Raw genomic sequence first — 17,734 nt, forward strand, 5'->3', positions numbered from 1 at the left:
TCGAGCCCACCCGTCACGCTCGGCCCGATGACCACGCCTGCTTCTGAGCCTATTTCTGACTAGAGTGTCATTTCTTCTGCGGTGGTGGTTCCACCAACGACGGCACCAAGTTGATCAGGAGTGCTGCCGTGCAGGACCAACTCGTCGGCACCCGCCTCTCGATAGCGTTCGAACATCTCACGACACGCTGCCGGCGACCCGAGCGCGGAAGCTCCGGTGATCCATTCCGACGGCAGTGCAGATGAGGCCTCGACAAGCTGGTCGCGGGTGCGAACCGAGTCGGCTGCCCCTTTGAGGCCGGCGAGTTGCGGATGGTTGCGCAGCAGGGCGAGAGCGTCGGGATCCCATTCGTTGACCCGCGCAAGCTGTTCCCCGAAACCCGGTATCTGGTAGTAGGTCACCGCTCGCCCACCGACGACCGCAGCCTCTTCCTCCGGCTCGAGACCGGAGGCCACCACGACGGTCGCATAGATCCGCACGTGCGCCGGATTCCTACCCGCCTCTTCCGCCGCAGCACGAACGATGACGGCCGAGCGGCGCACCGCCTCCGGCGTCAGGAACGGATGAAGCAGCACACCATCGAAATGCCTCCCTGCCAATGCAAGTCCTTTCGGTCCCAGCGCGGCAAAGACCAACGGAGGTACCGGAGCATCGGGGACGTCATTGAGGCGTAAGGACGGGAACTTCCCTGCAGGACCGTCGTATTTGACCTTCTCACCACGGCAGAGACGACGGAAGATGTCGACGGAGTCGACGATCGAACTGTTGGTGGCCCGGGGCAACCCCACCGCATCCCACATGGCATCGACGGATCGTCCGACACCGAGAACGATCCGTCCGCCGGTGAGAGCCTGAGCGGTCATCGCCATCGACGCCAGCATTGCGGGGTGGCGTGATTGGAGATGGGTCACGCCGGCTGCAATCTTGATCCGGGTAGTGACCTGACCGAATGCCCCTGCCAGCACACCGAAATCTTTCGTTCCCCATCTCTCACTCAGCCAGAGAGTGTTCAATCCGAGGCGCTCGGCTTCGGCCGCCTGCGCAATGCCCGGCTTCGGATCTGCGACGCGGCCCGGTAGCGCGTACGCGCCCAGTGCGAGAGTGGACCGGCGGTCCGGCACGATGGCAGACGGACTGGATTTTTGATCGCTCATACCCGTATTCTGACAGTATTGTTCACAAATAGGAACCCGATTCCTTCCATGTAGAGCACCCTGGTACTACACGAATGAGAAGAGGTAGCCGATGGCACGCGATGCAACACAGCTACAGCTACATCAGGACGTCACTCTCGGCGACACCCTCCGGAAGTGGTTGCCCGACAAACTCGTTCCGGATGCACACAGCGACTTTGCCATCGACGATCTCGACGCACCGGATGCCGGATTCTCCGGCCAGACAGTCTTTTTCAACGCGAGCTGGACCGCCGACGACGGTACACGGGAATCTCGTGAACTCGTTCTGCGCATGCAGTCGTCCGACCATCAGCTGTTCACGGAACCCGACGCGCTGCGCCAGGCCGAGGTCATGCAGGCACTCGGCAGCCACCCCGGCGTCGTAACTCCCCACATCGTGCTCACCGAGTCGGATCCGGCAGTGCTCGGCGCGCCCTTCTATCTGATGACACGTGTCCGCGGCCGGGTGCCGTCCGACATACCCAGCTGGCACAAGAGGGGCTGGACCGTCGAACTCGACGCGGACGACCGTCGACGGATGTACGACAACGCACTCCGCGCGCTTGTGGCAGTCCATGCCGTAGATGACGAAGAGACACTCACCGTCCTGCGCGACCCTGTTCAGAAGTCGGAAGACACTGCGCTGCGACGCTATCTGGCACGCCTGCACGACTGGTACGAGGTACGGCGTCCCGAACTGATCGTCGGCGAGGACGTGCTGTCCGAAGCGTGGAAGGTGCTGTCGTCGTTCTCTCCGGACACCGACGCCGAAACGGTCGTATGGGGCGACGCCCGAGTTGGCAATATGGCCTTCGCCCAGGATTTGAGCGTTGCCGCCCTGTTCGACTGGGAGACCGCAAGCACGGGACCCGCGGAGATCGATCTCGGCTGGTGGCTGATGTTCGAGCGGTTCCTGTGCGAATCGCTCGGATTCACCCGCATGGAAGGCGTACCCGACGACGACGCCATCGTGCGCCGCTATCTGGAACTCGGTGGCCACATCGACACCGACCTGCGCTACTACACCGTTCTCGCTGCGTTCGTCTTCAGTTTGATCACCAATCGGCTCGCCCTCCTCCTCGTCCAGAACGGCCTTGACGAGGAGACCGCACGCAGCTACGCGGAATCCGCAGTGTCACTTGTTCGGCACTACCTCGATGAATTCACTTCATGAAGGAGAAGGTCACCATGGCCATACCCACGCCGGAAGAATCGCCGGTAGGCACGACGGGAGACGAATGGGAGGTCTTTGTCGAGCGCGGAAAGATACGTGAGTTCGCGGCTGCGATGCAGTCGGACAACCCCGCCTACCAGGGGGCCGACGCCATCATCCCGCCGACGTTCCTGAGCAGCGCGAACCAGTGGGCACCGGCGGGCGCCCGTGTCAGCGTCGGATTCGACCGCAAGCGGCTCCTTCATGGTGAACAGGAGTTCGTCTTCCACGGCGGGCTCCCCAAGGCAGGCGATCGTCTACTGGCCCGGGACAGGGTGGTCGAGCGGTTCGAGAAGCCCGGCAAGAAGGGTGGCCGGATGCGCTTTGCCGTCGTCGTCACCGAATTCCACAACTCGGCGGGTGAACTGGTAGCCGAATCACGGGGAACCTTCATCGAGACCGCAGCCAAGGAGGCAACGAAATGAGCGCACCGACCACCGAGCTCGAGGTGGGCACCACCGCCGAGCCACGCACGTTCGGCCCTCTCACGAGGCAGATGTTCGTCCGGTATTCAGGAGCGTCGGGTGACCTGAACCCGATGCACTACGACGACAACATGGCTCGGGCCGCCGGAAACCCGTCTGTGTTCTCCCAGGGAATGCACCAATCGGCTCTGCTGGCCACCTTCGCGACCGATTGGCTCGGCGCCGAAAACGTACGCAGATTCGGTGTGCGCTTTCGCGAGCAGGTCTGGCCGGACGATGTGCTTACCTGCACCGGCGAGGTCACCGCCGCTGCAGAGGTGGACGGTGGACGGCTCGTCACCGTCGCGCTCACCTGCACACGGCAGACCGGTGGTGTCGCTATCAGCGGGACAGCCGACTTCATGGTCCCTACCGACCAGTAAGATTATGGTCACAATCCTCTCCGAGTCGTCGCGGCAACCGACTCCTCTCATCTAGGCTGTGCACTGATGTCAGAAAATCCGATCTACCGTCGCGCAAGTTACGGCCCGTCGAGCCCCGAAGTGGGCAAACGGGGCGCCTCGACACGTCGGCGAATCATCGAGGTATCGCTGGACCTGTTTGCGGAGCAAGGGTTTTTCGGTACCTCGGTAGATGCCATCGCGAAGGCCGCAGATATCTCCCGCGCCACGCTTTACCAGTATTTTCCGGGTAAGGACGAGATCTTCCTCGAACTGCTGGACGAGTGTGGACGTGCCCTGTTCCGCGTAGCTCGCCGCATCGGCCCCCTTGGGCCGACCGAGGTGGGATTCGACAATCTCAACTGGTGGTTGGGCGAGTGGAGTTGGGTCTTCGAAAAGTATTCGACGATGTTCGTCCAGTGGACCGTGGTCGCTGCGTCGGAGTCCGCGGTGCAACCGGAAATCAACCGCTTCGTCGCGACCTACAACGAGCGAGTCTCGAAGCGTCTCGAAGAATCCAATCTTGCCGGCATCGAACCACGAGTTGCGGCGATGGCAATGACAGCTCTGGTGCACCGCGTCAACCTGTTCATTCACACAGACCGGGCTTACGGTCGGGAAACTCAATCGATTGTCGACGCATTGTCGGTGTTTCTCCAGTTGTTTCTGTTCCCGGAAACCCCTGCGTCCGTGCTACACAGCTTGAAATTGCGCACCGTAGGGGTGGGTGCCATCAGCCTGCCCGATCGGCCCTCCACCGAAGGCTTGAGCCTTGCCGACCGCACCGAGGGACTCACCAAACGCGCCTCAAACACGGTACGGGCCTTGGTTGCGGCTGGTGCGGAACAGTTCCGCGCAAAGGGTTACCACCGCACCAGCGTCGACGACATTGTCGAGGCTGCCGGCTTCGCCCGTGGCACGTTCTACAAGTACTTCAGCGAGAAGCAGGATCTACTCACCACCCTGTGCATTGAATCGGCAGACCGCGCCCTCGATCTCGCGCACGGTCTCCGCGAGCTCGACTTGACTGATCCCGGCGACACGGCACCAAGTGAGTGGCTGAAGGCCTTCATCGAGTACACCGAGCACTACTCGGGTTCCATCGAAGCGTGGACCGAACGAACTGCCGACAGCGAGCTCGTGCACGGTCTCGGCGCCTACGCACAAGCTTCCATCGATATTTCGTTACTGAAGGTCTTGGCGCCCTACCCTCGCACTTACCCGTTCGACCCGATACTGTCCGCTCTCATCCTTCGGGCACTTATCACGCGCCTACCGCAAGCAGCACAGGAAATGGAAGAACCGCTCACTCCCGACGAAACGATCGATCTCATATTGACCGCCATTCGGCGTGGGTTCTTCACCTCTGTGGAGGATTGACCTCCCACCCCCGCGCAACCGCGCCGACCCAGATTTCGGAGTGGGCACAACCGCTGCGCGCAAGAGCGCATTACCATTCCCGAAAAACAATGCCCTACATGGGTATTGCTAATTTCTGACGCTTATGTCATTTTGGATGTAGATGCAACCACCGCTTGCACCCAAGCCGATAGGAAGGCCCGATTCCATGGACATTACGACTGCGTCCGCGCTTGTCACCGGCGGAGCCGGTGGCCTCGGTGAGGCAACGGTTCGCCGGCTCGTTGCTGCCGGTACCGCCGTTGTCATCGCCGACCTCAACGACGAGAAGGGAAAGGCCCTCGAGTCCGAGCTCGGCGAGCGGGTCCGCTACGTCGCCACCGATGTACTGGATGAGGCCAGCGTCAACGCTGCAATCGCCGTCGCAGAAGAACTCGCGCCGCTCAAGATCGTCGTGAATGCTCATGGCGGTAGCGCCGGAGCGGCACGTGTCGTCGGCCGCGACGGCGAGCCTGCGTCCTTCCAGCAATTCCAGTGGTACGTCAATCTTTTCCTCAACGGTACCTTCAACGTGCTGCGGCTCGGAGCCGCTGCAATGGCCAAGAACACCGCGGACGAGGACGGCGCTCGCGGCGTCGTCATCAACACCGCCAGCATCGCCGCATTCGAAGGTCAGATCGGTCAGACTGCGTACTCCGCAGCCAAGGGCGGCGTCGTAGGACTGACACTTCCTGCTGCTCGCGACCTCACGAAGCAGGGCGTTCGTGTCATGGCCATCGCACCGGGCACCTTCTTCACGCCCGCCTTCAAGATGGAGCGCGAAGAGGCCGACCAGAAGTGGGGATCGGCTGTTCCGTTCCCCAATCGCATGGGCAGCCCGTCCGAGTACGCCGCACTGGTGCAGCACATCGCCGAGAACAACTACCTCAACGGCGAAGTCATCCGCATCGACGGCGCACTACGCTTCCAGCCGAAGTAGACCGGACAAGTTCGCACCCGAGAGAAAACGCGGCCCGACCTTCGTCGGGCCGCGTTTTTCGGTGTCCCCGGCCGTGGTCGTTACCGGCCGGACCGCTTCCGCGACGAGTTCCAGATCTGCGGCGAGAGTAGGCTGTCTCGATCCGACCTGGATTCCGGTATCCGCATCAGAGTGGCAACCTGTCCGGTGGTGTGTGAAACGAACACCGAACCCGGATTCATATTTTCGGCAATACCGCTCGGGCCCAACGCTATCCCTCTTCTGCCGGCCGGTCTACGACCTCATCCTTGCGGGTAGATACGTGCACTGTGAGTACCGCCGGGAAAGTATGAAATGTATTCATGCGAAGCGTGAATGAATACCATGACGAATGTAGCTCCTCCCACTTCCTATCGTGATGTGGATCACCTAGGTTCGAATCGATCCTTACCCCGCCCCTCGCGGACTCACGGTCGACCCGATTCAAGGGAGACGAGCGGCTCCGCATGAGCACATCGCCGGCTCTTCGTGTTTCACAAGCGATAGGAAGAACGAAGTTGAAAAGAACTCAGGGCAAAGTCGCACTCGTTAGTGGAGCGGCACGCGGCCAGGGCCGTAGCCACGCCGTGCACCTGGCCGAGGAAGGCGCCGACATCATCGCCTTCGACCTGTGTGCCGATATCTCGACGAACGAATACGAACTGGCCACCGAAGAAGACCTCGCACACACGGTCAAGTTGGTGGAGGCCGAGGGTCGCCGTATCGTCGCTGCGAAAGTCGATGTGCGCGACCGAGTCGGTCTCGAACAGGAACTGGCGTCCGCCGTCGAAAAGCTCAGCCGACTCGATATTGTGGTCGCCAACGCCGGAATCTGCCCACTGGGAGCAGACCTCCCGGTTCAGGCATTCATCGATGCGTTCGATGTCGACTTCGTCGGCGTTGTCAACACAATTCATGCCGCCATTCCGCATCTCGGGGACGGCGGATCGATCATCGCGACAGGTTCACTGGCCGCTTTGATGCCCGCAGGACTGTCGTCGCCCGGCGGAATGGGATACGGGTTGGCGAAACGTATGATCCCCAACTACATCCGCAGTGTCGCCCACCTGCTCGCAGCCAAGGGTATCCGAGCGAACACGATCCATCCCACGAACTGCAACACCGACATGCTGCACAGCACCCCGATGTACCGCATGTTCCGGGACGACCTGGACAATCCCACTCTCGCCGACGTCAAGGACGGCTTCACCAGTATGCAGGCGATCCCCACACCGTGGGTCGAACCGTCCGACATCTCGAGCGCCGTCGTGTACCTCGCATCCGACGAATCCCGTTACCTCACCGGGCAGGAGATCCGCATCGATGCGGGTGCCGGTCTGAACCTCGGTCTCTGACCGCACCGCCGGAATGCGACGAAAGGACAATCAATGGACGGCACCACCGAATCTCGTTCGCACATGAATGCTCTCGTGTTGCGCGAGTCCCGGATGCTGATCAACGGGCAACTCGTCCCCGCCATCTCGGAGCGGGTGTACGAAAACATCGATCCCGCGACCGAGGAAGTCATCGGCGTAACCGCAGACGCGGCGATCGAGGACGCAGACGCGGCGATCGGGGCCGCTCGCCACGCCTCCGATTCGACGAACTGGTCGACCGATGCAGAGCTGCGCCGACGCGTCCTTCACCAGCTGGCCGATGCAATGGAGAAGCACGCCCCCGACCTCGGCGCAGTGGTCACCGCTGAAGCCGGGGCCCCGATTGCACTGCACGACCATATGCAGATCGGTCCCGGTATCTCGGCACTGCGCTGGGCAGCAGACCTCGCTACCACGTATGAATACGAGCGACAGTTCCCGGCACGGTCCGCGCTCGGGACCGAGACCCGCCCGATCGTGCGAAAGGAATCCGCAGGTGTGGTGGCGGCCATCACCCCGTGGAACTATCCCTTCTACCTGAACATGACCAAGATTGCTCCTGCACTCGCCGCCGGCTGCACTGTGGTACTCAAACCTGCACCGGACACGCCCTGGTCCGCGACAATGATCGGCAAACTCGCAGTTGAGCACACCGACATGCCCGCCGGTGTGCTCAACATCGTCACGTCGTCCGACAATGCTGTCGGTGAAGCCCTGACTACCGATCCACGGGTCGACGTCGTCACCTTCACCGGGTCCACAGCGACAGGTCGGCGCATTCTGACTGCAGTCGCGCCGATGGTGAAGCGCACGCTCCTCGAACTCGGCGGCAAGTCTGCGGCAATCGTGTTGCCGGACGCCGACCTGCAGGCAGCCCTTCCGTATATCGCAGGCTCGGTGTGCTCGCACGCCGGGCAAGGCTGTGCACTGACCACCCGTCTGTTGTTGCCGCGTTCCCGCTACGAAGAAGGGCTGCAACTGGCCGAGACGGTCATGGAACACCTCGTGCCCGGTGACCCTACCGATCCGACGACCTTGATCGGACCGGTGATCAACCGAACCCAGTTCGAACGGGTGCTTTCGTACATGGACCTCGGCCGTACCGAAGGGCGTGTGGTGTTCGGTGGCGGCCGTTCGGATCGTCACGAGCGCGGCTTCTTCCTCAACCCCATGCTGATCGCCGACGTCGACCCCGGCGCCAGGATCGCACAGGAAGAAATCTTCGGTCCCGTCCTCGTTGCGATTCCATACGACACCGAGGAGCAGGCGATCGAGATCGCCAACAACTCCCTGTACGGCCTGTCGGGCTCGGTGTTCGGTGCCGACGTCACACATGCAGTCGGCGTCGCTCGCCGCATCCGCACCGGCACGATCGCAGTCAACGGGGCCGCGTTCATGAGCGACGACGTGCCGTTCGGCGGATACCGCCAGAGCGGGCTCGGCCGTGAGCACGGTATCGAAGGATTCGAAGAATTCCTGGAGACCAAGTCCATCGGAGTCCCTGCCTGACCGAAACTCGGCGATTCGCTCGGGGCGTCGGTGTGTACAGCACACCGGCGCTCCTGAATCAGGTTGGCATGAAACCGACTACGCCTACACTGGCCGGGTGGAACTGCAGCAGGTCCGAATCCTGGTGGCTGTCGCTGAGCACCGATCCTTCACCAGGGCGGCGGCCGCCCTCCATGTCACGCAATCGTCGCTGTCACATTCGATCGCCAAGCTCGAGACGGAGATCGGGCTGCGACTGTTCCATCGGACACGACACGGCGCCGTCCTGACGTCGGATGGTGAGACGCTGCTCGTTCCTGCCCGTCGCATTCTGCAGGATTTCGATCTGTTCGACGAAGCGGTATCCGGCATCCGGGGCACGACCGTAGGACATCTCAGGCTTGTCTATTCACAAACGATTTCGGTATCCACGGGAGACATCATCTCCGAATTCGCGCGGCGATACCCTGGGATCCGGATGCAGATCTCAGCTCCACGCGACGACGCAGACATCTTCCACCTTGTCGAAACCGGAGTGTGCGACGTCGGATTGGCACGTATCGACGAGGCGCTACCGGGAGTCGACACCGAGCCGATCGCCACCGAGACGCTTGTCCTTCTGCTCCCGCAAGCGTGGGACAGTGATCCGAACAGGACCGACCTGCCGTGGGACGAGTTGTCCGATGTACCACTCATCGTGCCTCCGGCTGGATCGGCCTCGCGGAATCGACTCGACCGTTTCTCACATCAGATCGGCATCACAGTAAATGCGGTGCTGGAGAACGAGAATCGGTGGATGTCGATCGAGATGGTTCGATCCGGGGTGGCTGCGTTCCTCGCATCCCAAGCATCGGAGATCACGATCCCCGGCGTGGTGCGGAAGCGGCTCGTCCCGACGGAAACCAGCGAGGTCGGCATCGTCACTCGACCCGGTCTGCTCACCTCGGCGACTTCCGCATTCGCCGAGGTGGCACGGGACTGGGGCCGGGACGGAACCGACAGTCGACGGCGATAGTGCTCATCGATTCCGGCTATGTGTCACTTCGTCTTTCCCAGGTATCGAGGATCGAAGGTGCCCTGGAAGTCGGCGGGCACGCCGCCCGGATACCGGGGGTGTTCACATACAGTCCGAGCAGTGACGACGGCGCTGTGGCACGCACATTGCGATCGATTCGAGCAGCAGGACCCAGCGCAACTTTGACCCGTGTCGATCTCCTCTCACACTGCCACACCATCATCTGGACCACCCTTTTCGGGACGAATGGATATCGAACGACTACGGCGTATGAACTCGCCGGAACCTGAGAAGCTGCGCTGCACACTGCACCTCGCTGCATACTGCACAGCTGCATACTGCTCACACGATTCCGGCGGAGCGAAGCCGATCGATCTCGGTCTTGCTTCGGCCCAGTTCCGCCAGGATTGCGTCGGAATGCTCGCCGAGCGCAGGTACGGCGGCCATGCGCGGTTCCACACCGGCAAGGTCCGCGGGGGGAAGCAGCGCACGAATCGCACCGCCGGGCGTGGGCACCTCCCGCCACCGTTCACGTTCCGCAAGCACGGGATGCTCCCAGAGTTGATCCATGGTGCTCATCCGCGCGTTGGCAATCGAGGCCGTCTCGAGTTGCTCCGCGAGTTCGTCTGCGCCGTAGCGTTGCACGATGTCCGCAATGATCTTCTCGAGCTCGTCACGGTTCGCGACGCGATCGGGATTGCGCGCGAAACGCGGATCGTCGATCAGATCGGGACGACCGAGCACGTCGGTGCACAGCCGACCCCACTCACGCTCGTTCTGCACCGCGAGGAGGACCGTCCCGCCGTCCCCCGCAATGAACGGCCCGTACGGAGCGATGGTGGCGTGACGGGCGCCCGTGCGCCGCGGACTGCTCCCACCGTATGCAGCGTAATAGGCAGGCGAACCCATCCACTCGGTCAGGGCCTCGAACAGTGACACGCGCACAGCGCGGCCCCGGCCGGTGGTGACCCGCGCGAACAGCGCGGCAAGGATTCCCGAGTACGCAAAGCTGCCGGCCGCGATATCGGCAACCGAAATCCCCGCCTTGGCAACCTCTTCCGGTGAACCTGTAAGCGACAGCAGCCCTGCCTCGGCCTGAACCAGGAGGTCGTATGCCTTGCGGGTCCGCCACGGGCCGTCCGAGCCGTATCCGGAGATCTCACACACGACCAACTCCGGGTGGGCATCCGTGAGCGCATCGGTACCGAAGCCCATCCGCTCGGTAGCACCGGGACCCAGATTCTGGACGAATACGTCGGCACTACCGATCAATTCACCGAGGACCTCCAGTCCGTCCGCCGACTTCAGGTCGAGGGTGACCGATTCCTTCGAGCGGTTGAGCCATACGAAGTAGCTCGACTGCCCGTGGACCGTCTCGTCGTATCCACGCGCGAAGTCGCCCGCATCCGGACGCTCGACCTTGATCACGCGCGCGCCGAGGTCCGCGAGCTGCCGGGTTGCATACGGCGCTGCCACTGCCTGCTCGACGCTGACAACGGTGATCCCCGCAAGTGGAAGATCGGTCATGGTGAACCCTCCTGCACTCGAACGACTCAGCGGACCATGCACTCGAACGACTCAGCGGACCAGTGGATCACGGGGCAAACCGATGATCCGCTCGGCGATGGTGTTGCGCATGATCTCCGAGGTTCCGCCGGCGATGGTCAGGCACCGTGAAAACAGGTACGGGTACGTGACATCGGGTTCTCGGCCGGTGACTGCCGCGGTCCCCGCGAGGGTGAGGCCGAGGTTGGTGATGCGCTGTGAATGCTCGGCCCTCACCAGCTTCGTGACGTTGGCTTCGGGGCCGGGGCCCGCGCCGATGATCGCACGGACCGCCTGGCGCATATTGAGCAGACGGAGGGTGTGCTCCTCCGCCAGCACCTCGCCGACCTCGCGTTCGACCCCGGCGTCGGCATCGACCGCACTGTCCAGAAGCTTGACCAGTTCGTTGCCCGTGAACGGAATCGAACCCGCGCCACCACCGATCGATACCCGCTCGTTGCCCAGCGTGGCGCGGGCGACCTTCCACCCTTCGCCCACTCCCCCGACGACATCGGAGTCGGGCACGAAGACGTCGTCGAAGAACACCTCGTTGAACAGTGCGTCGCCGGTGATTTCACGCAGTGGGCGGATCTCGACGTCAGGCGAGGTGAGGTCGATCGCCATCATGGTGACGCCCGCGTGCTTAGCGGCCTCGGGATCGGTGCGAACCGTCGCCAATCCCCACTGGCAACCGATCGCAGCGCTCGTCCAGACCTTCTGGCCGTTCACGCGCCAGCCGCCGTCGACGCGAGTCGCGGACGTCCGCACAGCAGCGGCGTCCGAACCCGCACCCGGCTCACTGAACAGCTGGCACCAGCTGTTCGTTCCCCGCAGAACCGGATCGATCCAGCGCTTCTTCTGTTCTTCCGAACCCACCTGGGACAGAGTCAGAGTCACCCAACCCGCAATCCCCAGGTCCGGGAGTTCGACGTCCTCGAATTCTTGCTCGATGACCAGCTGTTCGATTGCCCCTGCCTCACGGCCCCACGGCTTGCGCCAGTGCGGCACCAGGTATCCGCTGTCGACAAGGTAGTCCCGCCGTTCGGACTCGGGCAGCGTCGCCAGGCGTTGCACCGCAGCGCGGGCCTGCTCCCGGAATTCTTCGGCCTCGGGCGGCAGTTCGAGCGCGGCACCGTGCGCTTGACCGGCACGGTAGGCCGCCACAATATCGGCGTGGGGACGGCGTCCGTCGTTCAGCAACGCGGCCACCGTATCGGCTCGGCGCAGGTACAGATGTGCGTCGTGCTCCCAGGTGAACCCGATGCCGCCGTGCAATTGGATGTTCAGTCGCGCAGCGTTGACCTGCGCGCGAGTGGCGTTGGCCGCCGCCACTGCGGCGGCGAAGCCGCCCCGGTCGAGATCGGCGGACCGCGCCGCGTCCCATGTTGCGGCGACGGCGAGCTCGATGTCGATGAGCATGTTCGAGAGGTGGTGCTTGACTGCTTGGAAGGTGCCGACCGGCCGGCCGAACTGCTCCCGGGTTTTGACGTACTCGGTCGCTGTCTCGAGGCAGGTGAAGGCACTGCCGACAGCTTCGGCCGCAGTGAGGATGCGATACAGGGAAACGGCAACGTCGGCTGCTCCGCGCAGCACTCGGTCTGCGGGCACTGTCACCGCTTGTGCGGCCACGGTCCCGATGCTTCGGGTGGTGTCGAGTCCGGTGAGTGCCGTAACGGTCAACCCGATCGAGTCCTTGTCCAGCACCACCACGTCGTCGCCGGCAACCAGGACCAGGAGGCGTGCTTCCGGGGCGCCGAGAACTGCCCGGCTCTCCCCGGTGAGAATCCTGGTCGAATCCAGTCGCAGACCGGGTGCGATGCCGACCGCACCGATCACAGAACCGTCGGTGAGTCCGGGCAGAAGGGCCGACCGCAGCTCGTCGCGAGCCGCGTGCGCGAGGATCGCAGCAGCGGTGACAGTAGGCAGGAACGGGAGAGGCGCCAGGTCACGACCGACCGCTTCGAGGACGACCGTGAGTTCCGGCAGGCCGAAGCCGGATCCTCCGAATTCTTCGGGGACGTGTAATCCGAGCCAGCCCAGCTCTGCCGTCGAGGACCACAACGTGGTTGTGTCCACCGCGCCGTCCAAGGTGTTTCGAGCTGCTGCTCGGGCCTTCTGACGCGCGAGGTGCGCCGCCGCGACGGCAGCCAGTTCCTTATGGTCCTCGGAGATCGCCAATGCCATGGCGCAATACCTTTCGATCGAGCCGGTCCCCCCGGGGCACCGCAGTGTCCCGATGGGCCGGCCGAAACTAATGACTCACTTGTCAGATCGCAGCGTATCGAACCTGCCGGACTTACAACAGGGTCAACCGTTCAATCGTGCGCAGTACGTTTTCCTGAGGGCAAATTGCCCTTACTAACACCAACTTCTGCGGTTGACTGTCCAGCTTCGGGATCACGCCGATCGAATATAGACAAAGCGTCAGAACGTCGCTTACTCTAGGCATTGAGTTGATCTGGGTCACAACCCGAACGAGGAGTATCGCCCGCCGTGCCGTACGTTATCGCCGAACCTTGCGTCGATGTGATGGACAAGTCCTGCATCGAAGAATGCCCCGTCGACTGCATCTACGAGGGTGCCCGCATGTTGTACATCCACCCCGACGAATGTGTCGACTGTGGTGCGTGTGAACCCGTCTGCCCCGTCGAAGCGATCTTCTTCGACGACGACGTTCCCGAGGAATGGAATGGCTATATCACGGGCAACGCGGACTTCTTCGTTGACCTCGGCTCCCCCGGCGGAGCCGCGAAGGTTGGTCGTACCGAGAACGACCCGCCTTCCATCAAGAACCTCACCCCGATGAACCAGAGCTGACCCGGCCTCGCCGGATCCCGACGATCGATCGGAACGGACAATGAGTATTTCTCTCCTCCTCGAGATGGCAGTCTCGGGAAACCCTGACCGCACCGCACTAGTTGTCGACGACACGACTGTGACCTACCAACAGTTCGCAGACCGGGTGGCTGCCGCGGGCTCGGTGATCCAGTCTGCGGATGTCGACACCGTCGTGTATTTCGGAGGGTCCGGGCTCGATCTGCCCACCCTGGTGTTCGCCTCGGCCCACGCCGGCGTCCCGTTCGCCCCGGTGAACTACCGGCTCTCGCCCGAGCAACTGGAACAACTCATCGGGCGATTGTCACGTCCTCTCGTGGTCGTCGAACAACGCTACCTCGACGCCGTGTCCAGTGCTGCCGGCCAGATTGTCACCGTCGAAGATTTTCGCGCCCGCATCGAAACGGTCGCCGTCACCGAACCCGCCGTCGTGGATCCGGAAGACACGGCCATCGTGCTGTTCACCAGCGGCACGACCTCGGCCCCGAAGGGCGTGGTTCTGCGCCACAGCCACCTGCTCAGTTATGTGATGGGCACCGTCGAGTACGCGTCGGCGGAGGAGACGGATGGCGCACTCGTCAGCGTGCCCCCGTACCACATCGCCGGTATGGGCACGATTCTGACGAACATCTACGCCGGCCGTCGCATCGTCTATCTTCCGCATTTCGATGCACAGCGCTGGCTCGACGTCGCGCGCGACACCGCTGTCACGTCGGCGATGGTGGTGCCCACGATGCTGGACATGATCGTCGACACCCTCGACGGAGCAGAGGCGGACGTACCCACGTTGAAGTCGCTGTCGTACGGCGGGGCCCGCATGCCACTGCCCACCCTCGAAGCCGCGTTGCGTGCGTTTCCGGGGGTCGGTTTCGTCAACGCCTACGGTCTCACCGAGACCAGTTCGACTATCGCATTGCTCGGACCCGACGATCATCGGGATGCACTCTCCAGCAGTGACCCCAACGTGCGAGCCCGTCTCGGTTCCATCGGACGTCCTGTTCCCGGCATCGAGATTGTGATTCGAGACGCCGAGGACAACCCCGTCGGGATCGGCGAGCAGGGTGAACTGTGGGTGCGAGGCCCGCAGGTTTCCGGTGAATACATGGGGTCGGGGTCGTCGCTCGACGACGAGGGGTGGTTTCCGACGCGCGACCTCGCGTACCAGGATGCGGACGGATTTCTGTTCGTGGTCGGCCGCAACGACGACACCATCATTCGCGGCGGCGAGAACATCGCACCGGCGGAAATCGAGGATGTCCTGATCCGTCATCCGAAGGTACGGTCCGTCGCGGTTGTCGGCATTCCCGATGACCGTTGGGGCCAGGCGATCGCTGCGACCGTGGTACCCGAGCCCGGTGACCAGCCCGACCCGGAGGAACTGCGCCAGTACGTCAGAGCGCACCTGCGCGGATCCCGCACTCCCGACCTGATCGTCTTCCGCTCGGAACTTCCGTCCACCGCGACAGGGAAAATTCTGCGACGCAACATCGTCGCAGACATTCTCGCCGACAGCGCAACCGTCGTTTCCGTGTGAACAGCCCACTCTCCCCATCTCAGCCATCTCAGGAAGGACCGCACTCATGCTGAAGACCGGAGCACGCCTGCGCAGTCAGGTCTGCACTACAGAAGTCATCGTCGTTCGTGCCGACAACCCGCCGGCCGCCCTGAACTGCGGGGGCCATCCCATGATCGAGATCGGCAAGCCCGTCACCGAAGGACTCACGATCGACAGCGCCTTCGCCGCCGGCAGTGTTCTCGGCAAACGTTATCGCGACGCCGAGGCCACGGTCGAGATCCTGGTGACCAAGCCCGGCAGCGGCAGCCCCGCGCTCGGCGATCAACTGCTCGAGCTCAAAACGGCCCAGCCGCTGCCCTCGAGTGACTGACCGGAACCGATGAGATACGCGGCAGATTCGGACCGGGACGGGCAATCGCCCTCTGCCCCTGCCGATAACGAGCGTGGTCCCCTGGCCGGACTTCGGGTCGTGGAGTTGGTCAACGCAGGACCGAGCGGATACGCCGCCATGGTGCTCTCCGACCTCGGCGCAGAGGTAGTGTGCGTGCAGCGACCGGGCCTGCCGCGAAGCGCCGACGATCAGATCCGACGGGGACGCACGCTCGTAGCTGCCGACCTGAGCGATCCCGATTCCGTGGCGGAAGTACTCGACCTCATCGCTCGCGCCGACGTGCTGGTCGAGGGTTTCCGGCCCGGGGTCGCCGAACGACTCGGGCTCGGCCCAGATGATTGCCTCGCCCGCAATCCGCGGCTCGTCTACGCGCGTGTGACCGGCTGGGGACAGTACGGCCCTCGGTCCGGGCAGGCCGGGCATGACATCAATTTCCTTGCACCGACGGGCATCCTGCATGCAATGGGGCGTCCCAATGATCGGCCCGTACCGCCCCTCAACCTGATCGGAGGGTTCGCCGGGGGCTCGATGTTCCTCGTCGTCGGCATCCTGTCGGCACTGTGGGAGCGTGCCGCATCCGGACGCGGGCAGGTGGTCGATGTCGCCGCGGCCGATGGTGCGGCGTTGTTGGCCCAGTTCAACTGGTCGCTGCGCGGCAGCGGTGCGTGGTCCGACAGAAGGGGCGAGAATCTCGTCGACGGCAGCTGCCCGTATCTCGACACCTACGAGTGCGCCGACGGCCGATATATGGCCGTGGGTGCATTCGAGAAGAAGTTCTACGGGCGGACGCTCGATGCCCTCGGACTCGACGAAGCCGCGGTGCCCGATCGCGGCGACCGCGAAAACTGGCCCGCCCTACGAGAAATCCTCGCCGCCCGGTTCCGTACCCGCACCCGAGACGAGTGGGCCGAGATATTCGATACGGTCGACGCCTGCGTCACCCCCGTTCTGACGTTCGGTGAAGCTCCTGCCGATCCTCATTTCATCGCGCGAAACACTTTCGCCGAGCTCGACGAAGTGGTCCAACCGCTTCCCGCCGCCCGGTTCTCTCGTACTCCGGCGCCGACACCCAGCGCTCCGCCTCGCATCTCCGTCGCTCCCCGGCACATGTGGCGCGAGCACGACACCGCACGATCCGACTCTGGAGAGGAATATCCATGACTTCACCCGGTGTGACCACGACCGCGCCTTCCGCCCTGATCGAACGTCACGGCCACGTCATGCTCATCACGCTCAACCGTCCCGAGGCCCGCAACGCGGTCAACGCTGAAATGTGTCTCCTTGTCGGCGACGCTCTCGAGGAAGCCGACCGCGATCCCGAGATTCGCGCCGTCGTCCTCACCGGCGCCGGGGATAAAGCGTTCTGCGCGGGAGCAGACCTCAAAGCGATCACCCGCGGCGAGCGCATCATCCCGGAGGGACGCGAAAAGTGGGGATTGGCAGGATATGTCGGTCACGCCATCAGCAAGCCTACGATTGCTGCAGTGAACGCTCCCGCGCTCGGCGGCGGAGCCGAACTCGTTCTGGCCAGCGACCTCGTCATCGCAGCGGATACGGCCGTGTTCGGACTGCCGGAGGTCAAGCGCGGACTTATCGCCGGCGCCGGCGGCGCGTTCCGCCTGACTGCCAAACTCCCGCAGACCGTGGCGATGGAACTACTGATGACGGGCGATTCCATTACTGCTCAGCGGGCGCTCGAACTGCACCTCGTCAACCGTGTCGTGCCGGCGGCCGATGTGCTCACCACCGCACTCGAACTCGCAGAGGCGATCGCTGCGAACGCACCTCTGGCCGTACAAGCGCACAAGCGAATCGCCTTGGCTCAGAATGCTTCCGGCGAAGATTCCGGTTGGCAGATGACGTCCGATGCACTGCCCACCATCGCATCGTCTGATGATGCGAAAGAGGGACCGCGCGCATTCGCCGAGAAGCGCGCCCCCGTATGGTCTGGACGGTGAG

Annotated in this window: 16 protein-coding genes; 13 read left to right on the plus strand and 3 right to left on the minus strand. The window is 63.3% G+C overall.

The genetic code is table 11. From position 1 onward, the window contains the following. Positions 1 to 59 precede the first annotated feature (59 nt). Positions 60 to 1,154: a TIGR03857 family LLM class F420-dependent oxidoreductase gene (locus Q8814_RS01865; RefSeq protein WP_330150291.1), complete on the minus strand. Its 1,095-nt coding sequence runs from the start codon at positions 1,152 to 1,154 to the stop codon at positions 60 to 62. A gap of 91 nt (positions 1,155 to 1,245) precedes the next feature. Between Q8814_RS01865 and Q8814_RS01870 the strand changes: the two genes are divergently transcribed. The 8 genes from Q8814_RS01870 (at position 1,246) to Q8814_RS01905 (ending at position 9,488) form a co-directional block, all read left to right on the plus strand. Further along, positions 1,246 to 2,349, plus strand: a complete 1,104-nt coding sequence (locus Q8814_RS01870; protein WP_330150292.1) for a phosphotransferase family protein — start codon at positions 1,246 to 1,248, stop codon at positions 2,347 to 2,349. Between the two features lie 14 nt (positions 2,350 to 2,363). Further along, positions 2,364 to 2,813 carry an FAS1-like dehydratase domain-containing protein gene (locus Q8814_RS01875; RefSeq protein ID WP_330150293.1) on the plus strand — a complete coding sequence of 150 codons (450 nt, stop codon included), beginning with the start codon at positions 2,364 to 2,366 and terminating at the stop codon, positions 2,811 to 2,813. Further along, on the plus strand, positions 2,810 to 3,235 hold the full coding sequence (locus tag Q8814_RS01880; protein ID WP_330150294.1) for a MaoC/PaaZ C-terminal domain-containing protein: 426 nt from the start codon (positions 2,810 to 2,812) through the stop codon (positions 3,233 to 3,235). Before Q8814_RS01875 ends, Q8814_RS01880 begins: the two co-directional genes overlap by 4 nt. A gap of 66 nt (positions 3,236 to 3,301) precedes the next feature. Beyond that, a complete protein-coding gene (locus tag Q8814_RS01885) occupies positions 3,302 to 4,633 on the plus strand; it encodes a TetR/AcrR family transcriptional regulator (RefSeq protein WP_330150295.1) in 1,332 nt (443 codons plus the stop codon). A gap of 187 nt (positions 4,634 to 4,820) precedes the next feature. Next, positions 4,821 to 5,591 carry an SDR family NAD(P)-dependent oxidoreductase gene (locus Q8814_RS01890; RefSeq protein WP_330150296.1) on the plus strand — a complete coding sequence of 257 codons (771 nt, stop codon included), beginning with the start codon at positions 4,821 to 4,823 and terminating at the stop codon, positions 5,589 to 5,591. A gap of 536 nt (positions 5,592 to 6,127) precedes the next feature. Further along, complete coding sequence (locus Q8814_RS01895) at positions 6,128 to 6,964, plus strand: mycofactocin-coupled SDR family oxidoreductase (RefSeq protein WP_330150297.1); 837 nt, start codon at positions 6,128 to 6,130, stop codon at positions 6,962 to 6,964. 33 nt (positions 6,965 to 6,997) lie between these two features. Beyond that, the gene (locus Q8814_RS01900) at positions 6,998 to 8,494 is read left to right on the plus strand and encodes an aldehyde dehydrogenase family protein (RefSeq protein ID WP_330150298.1); all 1,497 of its coding nucleotides are present in this window, start codon (positions 6,998 to 7,000) and stop codon (positions 8,492 to 8,494) included. A 97-nt stretch (positions 8,495 to 8,591) separates the two neighbouring features. Further along, positions 8,592 to 9,488 carry a LysR family transcriptional regulator gene (locus Q8814_RS01905; RefSeq protein WP_330150299.1) on the plus strand — a complete coding sequence of 299 codons (897 nt, stop codon included), beginning with the start codon at positions 8,592 to 8,594 and terminating at the stop codon, positions 9,486 to 9,488. A gap of 342 nt (positions 9,489 to 9,830) precedes the next feature. On the opposite strand, the gene Q8814_RS01910 is transcribed toward Q8814_RS01905, so the two are convergent. Both Q8814_RS01910 and Q8814_RS01915 read right to left on the minus strand, forming a co-directional pair. Further along, positions 9,831 to 11,015 (minus strand): CaiB/BaiF CoA transferase family protein, encoded by a 1,185-nt coding sequence (locus Q8814_RS01910; RefSeq protein WP_330150300.1) that lies wholly within the window; start codon positions 11,013 to 11,015, stop codon positions 9,831 to 9,833. 51 nt (positions 11,016 to 11,066) lie between these two features. After that, positions 11,067 to 13,217, minus strand: a complete 2,151-nt coding sequence (locus Q8814_RS01915; RefSeq protein WP_330150301.1) for an acyl-CoA dehydrogenase — start codon at positions 13,215 to 13,217, stop codon at positions 11,067 to 11,069. Positions 13,218 to 13,526: 309 nt separating this feature from the next. Here Q8814_RS01915 and fdxA point away from each other — a divergent pair, with 309 nt between their 5' ends. From fdxA to Q8814_RS01940, 5 genes are read left to right on the plus strand one after another with little or no spacing between them, the layout of a single operon-like run. Continuing rightward, positions 13,527 to 13,850, plus strand: a complete 324-nt coding sequence (gene fdxA / locus Q8814_RS01920; protein WP_330150302.1) for a ferredoxin — start codon at positions 13,527 to 13,529, stop codon at positions 13,848 to 13,850. A gap of 40 nt (positions 13,851 to 13,890) precedes the next feature. Further along, positions 13,891 to 15,402 carry a class I adenylate-forming enzyme family protein gene (locus tag Q8814_RS01925; RefSeq protein ID WP_330150303.1) on the plus strand — a complete coding sequence of 504 codons (1,512 nt, stop codon included), beginning with the start codon at positions 13,891 to 13,893 and terminating at the stop codon, positions 15,400 to 15,402. Positions 15,403 to 15,448: 46 nt separating this feature from the next. After that, the gene (locus tag Q8814_RS01930) at positions 15,449 to 15,754 is read left to right on the plus strand and encodes a hypothetical protein (RefSeq protein WP_330150304.1); all 306 of its coding nucleotides are present in this window, start codon (positions 15,449 to 15,451) and stop codon (positions 15,752 to 15,754) included. A gap of 9 nt (positions 15,755 to 15,763) precedes the next feature. After that, a complete protein-coding gene (locus Q8814_RS01935) occupies positions 15,764 to 16,936 on the plus strand; it encodes a CaiB/BaiF CoA transferase family protein (protein ID WP_408015802.1) in 1,173 nt (390 codons plus the stop codon). Beyond that, positions 16,933 to 17,733, plus strand: coding sequence for a crotonase/enoyl-CoA hydratase family protein (locus tag Q8814_RS01940; protein WP_330150305.1), 801 nt, complete (start codon positions 16,933 to 16,935; stop codon positions 17,731 to 17,733). The genes Q8814_RS01935 and Q8814_RS01940 overlap by 4 nt, the downstream gene beginning before the upstream one ends. Position 17,734: the final 1 nt, after the last annotated feature.

This window comes from Rhodococcus chondri, assembly GCF_036327435.1.
GTDB classification, from domain to species: domain Bacteria; phylum Actinomycetota; class Actinomycetes; order Mycobacteriales; family Mycobacteriaceae; genus Rhodococcus; species Rhodococcus chondri.